6 protein-coding genes are annotated in these 8673 nt (G+C 60.0%); 1 reads left to right on the forward strand and 5 read right to left on the reverse strand.

Going from position 1 to position 8673, the window contains the following annotated elements:
• Positions 1-675 precede the first annotated feature (675 nt).
• Genes fdhE through fdnG form a run of 4 tightly spaced genes read right to left on the reverse strand, consistent with a single transcriptional unit; the run spans position 676 to position 6258 of the window.
• Complete coding sequence (gene fdhE, locus F3J24_RS24460) at positions 676-1635, reverse strand: formate dehydrogenase accessory protein FdhE (protein WP_167011444.1); 960 nt, start codon at positions 1633-1635, stop codon at positions 676-678.
• Complete coding sequence (locus tag F3J24_RS24465) at positions 1632-2294, reverse strand: formate dehydrogenase subunit gamma (RefSeq protein WP_167011446.1); 663 nt, start codon at positions 2292-2294, stop codon at positions 1632-1634. The genes fdhE and F3J24_RS24465 overlap by 4 nt, the downstream gene beginning before the upstream one ends.
• Positions 2291-3196 carry a formate dehydrogenase subunit beta gene (gene fdxH / locus F3J24_RS24470; protein WP_167011448.1) on the reverse strand — a complete coding sequence of 302 codons (906 nt, stop codon included), beginning with the start codon at positions 3194-3196 and terminating at the stop codon, positions 2291-2293. Before fdxH ends, F3J24_RS24465 begins: the two co-directional genes overlap by 4 nt.
• Before the next feature lie 11 nt (positions 3197-3207).
• The gene (fdnG, locus tag F3J24_RS24475) at positions 3208-6258 is read right to left on the reverse strand and encodes a formate dehydrogenase-N subunit alpha (RefSeq protein WP_167011450.1); all 3051 of its coding nucleotides are present in this window, start codon (positions 6256-6258) and stop codon (positions 3208-3210) included.
• A 991-nt stretch (positions 6259-7249) separates the two neighbouring features.
• On the opposite strand from fdnG, the gene F3J24_RS24480 reads away from it, so the two are divergent.
• Positions 7250-7612: a hypothetical protein gene (locus F3J24_RS24480; RefSeq protein ID WP_167011451.1), complete on the forward strand. Its 363-nt coding sequence runs from the start codon at positions 7250-7252 to the stop codon at positions 7610-7612.
• A gap of 64 nt (positions 7613-7676) precedes the next feature.
• Here F3J24_RS24480 and F3J24_RS24485 read toward each other — a convergent pair whose 3' ends face one another.
• Positions 7677-8093, reverse strand: coding sequence for a hypothetical protein (locus tag F3J24_RS24485; protein WP_167011452.1), 417 nt, complete (start codon positions 8091-8093; stop codon positions 7677-7679).
• Between the last annotated feature and the right edge of the window lie 580 nt (positions 8094-8673).

Raw genomic sequence — 8673 nt, forward strand, 5'->3', positions numbered from 1 at the left:
AGGAGCAGCGCTAGCCACAGTCGCACTGCGTAGAACTTTTTTTGAGGCCCAACCTGGCTCCCTCAAATACACGCCATACAAACCTATCGCGCTAAGTCTTGCAACACTCTTCCTAGCTCGGCTGGTTTATCGACTTATCGAAATTTTTTGGATAGCACCCGAGGTGCATAGCGGCGCAGGCGAATTTTTTAGTAGCCCTCTTACACTTGGTGCGTTGGGACTGTTTGCGGGATACACGCTCTGGTACACCAAAGGTCTTGCAATTTGGCGGCGCAAGATGATTACATCGAGGCGTGGAGGACTTACGTATTAAATAGCCATGCCGCGGTTGATGATTAGGACTGAGCTGCGTCCTGTTGTGTCCTCGCTAGCCACTGGTAGAAATCCTGCACTCGATAACGCTGCTCTTGTTCTGCCGGTTTGACCGGCAGCTTAGGGGCTAGCTTGTGTATGCAAATAATCAGCGGATTTGATGTGCAGCTTCCTTGCAACCTAGCGTACTGATTCACCGCTTTGCGTGGGCACCCTGATGGCAGGGGTCAGGAACTAACAGAGCTCTCGCGCTGTGAAGATGGGTTATTTCATCGATTGATCAGGTGTGCGCGGCCTAATCAACTGAGTCATACCTAGCGCTCTCGCTCCTCACGCGAGGGACTTCAACTCGAAACGCATTTATCAGGGACATGCTGATAGTAGGGGAAGCATCAGCGGGTTGATGCCGCTGCGCGCAAGCTCTTTTGCCTCCATCTCGGCGTCCAGTGCCAGGCTGGCCAGGTCATCAGCCACGAGTTCGAGCTGGTGGTCCGCCTGCTGATAGAAGGCCTTGAGGTAAGTCTGGCATTCGTTGCAGCTTTCGGCCTTGATGGGTGCCTCTTCGTCTTCCAAACACCAATAGTCCAGTGCATGGGTGCTGTCGCAGTTGCTGCATTTGCTGCGCACCACATGCCACTGGCATTCGCACAGACTGCATTGCAGATAGCGCACGCCGGCCTGGGCGCCGCCGAGCACCAGGCTGCCCGTGGGCACATGGCCGCAGACGGGGCAAAGATGACGCTGCTCGCCTGGCTCGGCCCGGCCGGCTGCGGGCAACTGGCTGGCCAGCTGGCGCCAGTACATCGACAGCGCGCTCCACAGCAGTTGGGCCACGCCCGCTTCGGGCAGTACCGCGTCGTCGGGCAGTGCCTCGCTGCGCAGGGCCGTCAGCAGGGCGTCGGCCCAGGTCTGGCGCTGCGTGGCATCGGCCTGTTGCAAGCGTGCCAATGCCTGGCGGATGGCGGCAGTCTGCATGCCAGGCTGCTGTGTCATGCGGTTCAGCAGCTCGTCGAGCAGGGCCAGCCAGTGGGCCGAGCGAGGCCATTGGGCCGAATGCAAAGGCGTTTGCATGCGCTGTTGCAGGGCCGCCCCTAGGCCGGCTGCTTCCTGCTCGGGTAGGGGCAGGGCCTCGGCCGTGGCCTGCTGGGCACCGGCCAGCTCGGCGGCCCACAGCAGATACTCGGCCATGGCATGGCCCTGGGCCAGATGCTGCAGGCGGCTGGCGCGAGCCGCATAGGGCGGTCTGGCGGCGGGCAATTGAACGGGAGCGATATGGCCCACACCCGGCGAGCGTTCGGACTCAGGAACCAGATGGATGCTCATCGTTTGCTCCCTGACTTGGCTTTGCCTGTTGCCGCAGGTTTGGCGCTGATCTCCTCATGCCAGCGGTCGTGATGGGCGTGGGCCCAGGCATGGCTGACATAGCCGGTGACCATGCCGCGTATCGATCCCTTGACCCAGAAGGCCAGATAGATATGACCCAGGATCAGCAGGATCAGGCCCACGCCTGCCAGCGCATGTAGCGCGAGCGCGACGCGCAGCACGGGAATCGGGAAAAGGTGCGCGAAGTAGGCGCGCCAGATCACCAGGCCAGTGAGCAGCAGCACGCAGATCAGGCTCATGATGCCCCAGAACAGCAGCTTCTGGCCCGCGTTGTACTTGCCAATGCGCAGCCGCCGGCTGTGGTCTCCCGCGACCACCGACTTCACGTTCTCCACCCAGATGCGGTCTTCCTTGACGAACAGGTTGTATTTCACAAAGCGCACGAACAGATAGACCAGGGCCACGAACACCACGAGGCCGAAGAAGGGGTGCAGCAGCCGCGCCAGCTGCGGTGTGCCGAAGACGCTGTTGAGCCAGTTCAGGCTGGGAAACACCCAGGACAGGCCCGACATGGCGACCAGAAAGAAACACACCACCATGGCCCAGTGGCAGAGGCGATCGGGCAGCGGGGTGCGCAAGATCATGCGGTCTTTGTTCATGACGTTTCTCCTTTCCTGGCGGGGTCTTCACCGGCATCGTCTTCCTCGACTTCGTTGGGGCCGGCGGCCATGTAGTGGGCTGCGGCTCCGGCCAGCGTGGCCACGAAGCCCAGGGCCGCCAGCGGCTTGAACCAGCCCTTCCAGCCCTCGACCACGGCGCTGATCTTGGGGTCCTTGGGCAGCTTGTGATAGAGCTCGGGCTGGTCGGCATGGTGCAGCACATACATCACATGGGTGCCGCCCACGCCTTGTGGGTCGTAGATGCCGGCCTGGTGAAAGCCGCGGGTCTTCATCTCCTGGACGCGGCCTTCGGCCTTGACCAGCATGTCGTCCTTGCTGCCGAATGCGATGGCGCCCGTGGGGCAGGTCTTGACGCAGGCCGGCTCCTGGCCCACGGCAACGCGGTCCGAGCACAGCGTGCACTTGTAGGCCTTGTTGTCCTTCTTGCTGATGCGCGGGATGTTGAAAGGGCAGCCGGCCACGCAGTAGCCGCAACCAATGCATTGCTCGGACTGGAAGTCAACGATGCCGTTGGCGTACTGCACGATGGCACCGGGCTGGGGGCAGGCCTTCAGACAGCCCGGGTCTTCGCAGTGCATGCAGCCGTCCTTGCGGATCAGCCACTCCAGCTTGCCCTGCTCGTTGACATACTCGTCAAAGCGCATCAGCGTCCAGCTCTCGGGCGAGAGATCGCGGGGGTTGTCGTAGACGCCGAAGTTCTCGCCCACATCGTCGCGCAGATCGTTCCATTCGCTGCAGGCCACCTGGCAGGCCTTGCAGCCAATGCAGATGCTGACGTCGATGAGTTTGGCGACCTCTGCCTTGTGGTCACGGGCGCGCGCGGCGGGCGTGAGCCCGTTGGTGGCCGAGCGCCGCACGATATCTTGGGATTGCATGGTCATGGGTGCTCGCCTTATGCCTTTTCGATGTTGACCAGAAAGGCCTTGAACTCGGGGGTCTGGGCATTGGCATCGCCGATGCCGGGGCTCAGCGTATTGGCCAGATAGCCCTTGCGCGTCGTGCCTTCGTAGCCCCAGTGGCAGGGGATGCCGATCTGCTCGATTTCCTGACCTGCGACCTGCAGCGTCATCACGCGCTTGGTCACCACAGCTTTGCCCTTGATATGACCGCGCTTGCTGGAGACACGGATCATGTCGCCGGCCTTGATGCCTTTCTGGTCCGCAAGCTTCTCCGATAGCTCGATGAACTGCTCGGGCTGCACGATGGCGTTCAGGCGCGAGTGCTTGGTCCAGTGGCGGAACATCTCGGTGATGGAGTAGGTCGTGGCCACATAGGGGAACTGCTCGCGTGAGCCCATGCGGGCCGCGTCGTCGGCGAACACGCGCGCCACCGGGCTCTTGCTGACCTTAGGGTGTAGCGGATTGGCCGCAATCGGGCTTTCGGTGGGCTCGTAATGTTCGGGGAAGGGGCCGTCGTTCATGCCCTTGGCAGAGAACAGGCGTCCCAGGCCCTCGGGCTGCATGATGAATGGACTCACACCGCTGTTGGGTGCGGCGGTCAGGGGATAGTCCGGTACGTCGGAGCCGCCCCATTTCCTGCCATCCCAATGCAGGATCTGGCGCTTGGGGTCCCAGGGCCTGCCTGCCGGATCGGCTGAGGCGCGGTTGTAGAGCAGGCGGCGATTGGCCGGCCAGGCCCAGGCCCAACCTGGCGTGTTGCCCAGGCCGGTGTCGGTGTTGTCGCGGCGGGCCATCTGGTTGCCGGCCTCGGTCCACGAGCCGGCAAAGATCCAGCAATAGCTGGAGGTCGTGCCGTCGTCGCGCAGCATGCCGAAGTCGGACAGCAGCTCGCCCTTTTTGGCGATCAGCTTGCCATTGTCGTCGAACAGATCGGCCAGTGCGTAGCCGTTGGCTTCCTTGGCCACTTCCTCGGGATGGGGGTTGTGGGGGTCATGGTAGTCCCAGCGCATATTCATCAAGGGCTCGGGGCAGGTGCCGCCTTCCTTGGCGTACAGCTCGCGCAGCTTCATGAAGATGCCGCCCAGGATGCGGCCGTCGTGACGCGCTTCGAAGGGCGGCTCCTGCGCGGCCCAGTGCCATTGCAGCCAGCGGCCCGAGTTGACGATGGCGCCGTTTTCCTCGGCAAAACAGGACGAGGGCAGGCGGAACACCGTGGTCTGGATCTTCGCGGGGTCCACATCGTTGAACTCGCCGTGGTTTTTCCAGAAGGTGGAGGTCTCGGTCTGCAGCGGATCGATGATGACGAGGAACTTCAGTTTGGACAGGGCGTCGCGGATCTTGCCCGAGTCGGGCATGGCGGCCACGGGGTTGAAGCCCTGGGCGATGTAGCCGTTGACCTTGCCGCGATACATCAGATCGAAATAGGCCAGCATGTCGTAGCTGCGATCCCACTTGGGCAGCCAGTCATAGCCCCAGCTGTTCTCGCGCGTGGCGTGCTCGCCGTACAGGTCCTTCATCAGGCTGACGAAGAACTTGGGCGTGTTCTTCCAGTAGTTGACCTGGCCGGGCAGGTCGGCCTTGGGCGTGGCGTCCGTCAGGTACTGCTCTATGGTCTGCTGCCTGTCCTCGGGCAGGTTCAGGTAGCCGGGCAGGCGTGTCGAGAGCAGGCCCAGATCGGTGTAGCCCTGGATGTTGGAGTGGCCGCGTAGCGCGTTGACGCCGCCTCCAGCCATGCCGATATTGCCAAGCAGCAGCTGAATCATTGCAGAGCCGCGGATGATCTGCGCGCCGGCTGTGTGATGGGTCCAGCCCAGGGCGTAAAGGAAGGTGGCGGTGCGATCGGGCACGCAGGTGCTGGCCAGTTGTTCGCACACATGTAGAAAGTCCGCCATCTTGGTGCCAGTGATGGTTTCAACCATCTCGGGCGTATAGCGCTCCACATGCTTTTTCAGCAGATTCAACACGCAGCGCGGGTGCTGCAGGCTCTCGTCGGTCAGCGCATGGCCTTCGGCATTGCGCTCATAGGTCCAGCTGGATTTGTCGTAGGCTTTCTTATCGGCGTCGTAGCCGCTGAACAGACCTTCGTCGAAGCCATAGTCCTCGCGCACGATCAGGCTGGCATTGGTATAGGCCTTGACGTATTCGTGCTGGATCTTGTCATGCTGCAGCAGGTAGTTGACCACGCCCATGAGAAAGGCGGCGTCCGAGCCCGCACGGATGGGAGCGTAGAAGTCGGCCACCGACGCGGTGCGGTTGAAGCGCGGGTCCACCACCATGAGGTGGGCCTTGTTGTGGATCTTGGCTTCGATGGCCAATTTGAAGCCCACGGGGTGGGCTTCGGCGGGGTTGCCGCCCATGACCAGGATCACGTTGGCGTTCTTGATGTCCACCCAGTGGTTGGTCATCGCGCCGCGTCCGAAGGAGGGCGCCAGGGCCGACACCGTGGGGCCGTGGCACAGGCGGGCCTGGCAGTCGAAACCCACCATGCCCAGCGCGCGGCCGAAGCGGAAGTCCAGGATGCCGGTTTCGTTGGAGGCGGCCGAGGAGGCCAGCATGCCGGTGCTGAGCCAGCGGTTGACGCGCTGGCCCTTGTCGTTCTTTTCGATGAAATTGGCGTCGCGGTCGTCCTTGAGCAGGCGCGCGATGCGCTCGTTGGCTTCGTCCCAGCTGATGCGCTTCCACTCGTTGCTGCCGGCTTCACGCACCTCGGGGTATTTCAGGCGCTGGTCGGAGTGGATGTAGTCCAGCGCGCCTGCACCCTTGGGGCACAGCGAGCCGCGGCTGACCGGATGGTCGGGGTCGCCCTCGATGTGGAAGATCCTGGACTTTGCGTTCTTGGCACCGTCGCCCAGGCTGTACATCAGCATGCCGCAGCCCACCGAGCAGTAGGTACAGTTGTTGCGGGTTTCCTTGGCGCGCAGCAGCTTGTACTGGCGGGGCAATGTGGCCATGGCCACCGATGGGGCAAAGCCCAGGGATGCAGCAGTGGAGCCGGCGACACCGGCACCGCACAGCTTGAAGAAACGTCTTCTGCCGTGATTCATCATGTGTTGTTTTCTTCAACCGCGCTCCCATGACCATGGAGGGCGTTAGGTTTGCAGGCGGCGGCATGGGCAGATGCAGCCACCCGTGAGCCGGGGGAACAGCCCGGACTCGGGGCCTCGACCTTGACGATTACTCACGCATTGCCGGACCTCACGGGCCACGTCGAATGTTGAGGGATGCCAACGGCAAGCAATTGAACTGGGCTGACACAGCCTGGTTCGCAAAGCGAGGAAATGCGAAAAAGCCCTCAAGCTTTTTTAGCCTGACTCTTGCATAAGAGTCGGAAGGCCGGAAATTTAGCATTACAGGCTTTCTTTTGCATTACAGAAATTACAAAGTAAAGCAATGCCGTTGGTTATGAAATGACCGACGTTAGATCCATTGATTGCGTCCAGCAAAGCAATTTTTAGACAACTTAAAGCTACTTCAGTATTGGGGTTAGCTTTGTCGAGCGAGGACGTCTGGGTCTGCTACGCAGTCATTGATATGCACAGAACAGATGTCTGCAAACAAACTCATTGGGAACACCTCTAGAGACTGATACTGGCCGACAGGCGACGGCCTGTACCCGTTGAATGCCTATCCTGAACCGGACGTTCGATGCGCAGCCTCGCAGGTCGCCTTTGCGGTTTTGTTGTCACGAGTAGCTAGGCACAGCTTCGGCCAGTGGCTGTCGTCCGTTGCCAGGCTGCGAACGGCAGATACAGGTTGTGAGCGGTCTGTCGCCGAGTGGCAGACCTTATTGGGCAGTGCCACAAACCAGAGGTACTAGTTAGCAGTCGTTCGCATCGGCCAGCAATCAACCCTTTTCGGAAATCCAACGTTGATAGTCACCTGACACAGTAAGGGGAGCCGACTGTTCAGTGAAAGCATCGGTAAAACTTCTCGGAGCCGTCACACGGGTGTGACATAAACCGGGAAAGCAGCGCATAGATTGAGATAGGTGGTCTTCGAGCCATGGCGATGTGCTGGGTACCAAGGAGTGTGACGATGAAGGTCATCCCACAATGGACGCACCGCATGAGCGTGCGCGATCCTGCGCTCGATGCACAGCATATTGAGCTGCTGGAATTGTGCCGCGCGGTCCATGACATGGCACTGCATGGCAGGCAGAAGAGCAACCTGTACGCGCAGCGACTGGATGAGATAGTCCATGCCTTGCGCAACCACGACCAGTTCGAGATCAATAGGCTGCTGGATCGAGGGGAACATCTCCCCAAACAACTGCGCATCAATCGCGCAATGGCTTTGCATCAACTCGAAGAGTTGGCCCTCGCTGCCCCATCGCACGATGTGCCACTGGCTAAACTCCAAACCCTGCTTTGCGGCTGGATTCAGTACCACCTGCATTAACGAAAGCAGGCGTTCATGGTTCGCAGTGTGGCAGGACTTCCTGCCACATTTCTCACCTAAGAACTCAGGACGCTTTAGCTGCTTTTTTGGACTTCGCTGGCACTTTGCGAGGGCTGGAGTCCATCTCTTCTGACTTGGCGGGACGTCCCGTCTTGATCGACGGCACAGCCTCCAAAGCCACAAGCAGTTGCTTGTCGTCCAAAGCAGACAGGAGCTTGAGACCTGCCCGCAGCAGCTCACTCTTCTTGGCCAGATGGCCTTGCGCGGCGGCGCGCAATTTCAGCGCATCGATACCCTCGTATTCATCCTTTGGAATGGTGAAGCTATCGCGCACCAGCTTCGGCTTCTTGGATTTTGCATCGATAACCTTGGGGGCTTCCACAGCAACGGGGGCTGGAGCCGGAGCTTCTACTTTGGGAGCATTGGGCACTGTTGCTGTGCTGGTGGCCTCTGTTGCCGTGGCAGCCTTCGACTTGGTCAATTTCGGTTTACGGACTGGCAAAACGTGTACCCCTTAAAAACTGGATATACCGTTTATACCGTTTATTGAAAGAGCAAAAACCTTGGCGATTGCAGAAAGTCTGAAGTAATCTGCTGCACAAAAAATCTGACCAGTTGAATCCACAGCCGAAACCGGCCCAAGCTACGGATGAGTACAGTACAGCAAAGCTGACCTTCGGGGCAGCGCCTTGAGCGTCCGGTTTAGGATAGGCATTCAACGAGTACAGCCCGTCGCCAGTAGGCCAGAAGCGTTGCGGTGAACGGCTGGTCTAAGCTGTCTGCAGCCGCCCAATTCAAAGATGCTGATGACTGCTAATGTCCACAGCAGTCATTGGAGCGCGGCCTCCACAAAGGTCCGCTCCAAATCTCGAAGCAGTCACTGGACTGACATGAGTTTGGAGTGACCGCTTTTACCTGGGCCGAACTGGTGCTCTCGACCCTGAGCAGCCATTGGCTGCTCATCCTTTTGCAACTATGCTACCGTCAGTCTCAAAAGGAAATTGAAGACGTAGATCGGATAAGACTACCTGCAGTGCAGAGATACCTTATGTCTCGCGCAT

Source organism: Comamonas sp. Tr-654, from assembly GCF_011752915.1.
Taxonomy (GTDB): domain Bacteria; phylum Pseudomonadota; class Gammaproteobacteria; order Burkholderiales; family Burkholderiaceae_C; genus Comamonas.